This window comes from Sporosarcina sp. E16_3 (assembly GCF_017347125.1).
Classification (GTDB): domain Bacteria; phylum Bacillota; class Bacilli; order Bacillales_A; family Planococcaceae; genus Sporosarcina.
The window spans coordinates 60,001-61,681 of record NZ_JADPRX010000025.1; the positions used below are offsets into that span (position 1 = coordinate 60,001).

Genomic DNA, 1,681 nt, shown 5'->3' on the forward strand with positions numbered 1-1,681 from the left:
TTCCTGAGGAAGGCTCGTCCGCTCAGGGTTAGTCAGGACCTAAGTTGAGGCCGAAAGGCGTAGACGATGGACAACAGGTTGATATTCCTGTACCACCTCCCCGCCGTTTGAGCAATGGGGTGACGCAGTAGGATAGGGTGAGCGCGCTGTTGGTCATGCGCGTCTAAGCAGTGAGGTGTGGAATGAGGCAAATCCCGTTCCTATAACATTGAGCTGTTACAGCAAGGAGATTATTCTCTGAGTCCCTGATTTCACGCTGCCAAGAAAAGCCTCTAGCGAGGCGGGAGGTGCCTGTACCGCAAACCGACACAGGTAGGCGAGGAGAGAATCCTAAGGTGATCGAGAGAACTCTCGTTAAGGAACTCGGCAAAATGACCCCGTAACTTCGGGAGAAGGGGTGCTCTGGTAGGGTGTTAAAGCCCGAGAGAGCCGCAGTGAATAGGCCCAGGCGACTGTTTAGCAAAAACACAGGTCTCTGCAAAACCGCAAGGTGAAGTATAGGGGCTGACGCCTGCCCGGTGCTGGAAGGTTAAGAGGAGAGGTCAGCGCAAGCGAAGCTTCGAATTGAAGCCCCAGTAAACGGCGGCCGTAACTATAACGGTCCTAAGGTAGCGAAATTCCTTGTCGGGTAAGTTCCGACCCGCACGAAAGGCGTAACGATCTGGGCACTGTCTCAACGAGAGACTCGGTGAAATTATAATACCTGTGAAGATGCAGGTTACCCGCGACAGGACGGAAAGACCCCGTGGAGCTTTACTGTAACCTGATATTGAATTCCGGTGCAGCCTGTACAGGATAGGTAGGAGCCTTGGATTCCGGAGCGCTAGCTTCGGATGAGGCGTTGGTGGGATACTACCCTGGCTGTATTGGACTTCTAACCCATGCCCCTTATCGGGGCAGGAGACAGTGTCAGGCGGGCAGTTTGACTGGGGCGGTCGCCTCCTAAAGAGTAACGGAGGCGCCCAAAGGTTCCCTCAGAATGGTCGGACATCATTCGTAGAGTGCAAAGGCATAAGGGAGCTTGACTGCGAGACCTACAAGTCGAGCAGGGTCGAAAGACGGGCTTAGTGATCCGGTGGTTCCGCATGGAAGGGCCATCGCTCAACGGATAAAAGCTACCCCGGGGATAACAGGCTTATCTCCCCCAAGAGTCCACATCGACGGGGAGGTTTGGCACCTCGATGTCGGCTCATCGCATCCTGGGGCTGTAGTCGGTCCCAAGGGTTGGGCTGTTCGCCCATTAAAGCGGTACGCGAGCTGGGTTCAGAACGTCGTGAGACAGTTCGGTCCCTATCCGTCGCGGGCGCAGGAAATTTGAGAGGAGCTGTCCTTAGTACGAGAGGACCGGGATGGACATACCTCTGGTGTACCAGTTGTCTTGCCAAAGGCATCGCTGGGTAGCTATGTATGGACGGGATAAATGCTGAAAGCATCTAAGCATGAAGCCCCCCTCGAGATGAGATTTCCCATTACGCAAGTAAGTAAGATCCCTCAAAGAAGATGAGGTTGATAGGTCTGGGGTGGAAGCACGGCGACGTGTGGAGCTGACGGATACTAATCGATCGAGGACTTAACCAATTTTGAAAAGGGCTTGATTACCCTGATTCTGTGTAGCACAATGTCTGTTTTATTCAGTTTTGAGCGAATAAGTACCGTTCATTAAAAAAAGTACTTGCAATTA

Annotated in this window: 1 rRNA gene (cut by a window edge); it reads left to right on the forward strand. The window is 53.0% G+C overall.

The features are described 5' to 3' along the window. Positions 1-1,578 (forward strand): 23S ribosomal RNA (locus tag I2483_RS14240) (it extends 1,354 nt beyond the left edge of the window). Positions 1,579-1,681: the final 103 nt, after the last annotated feature.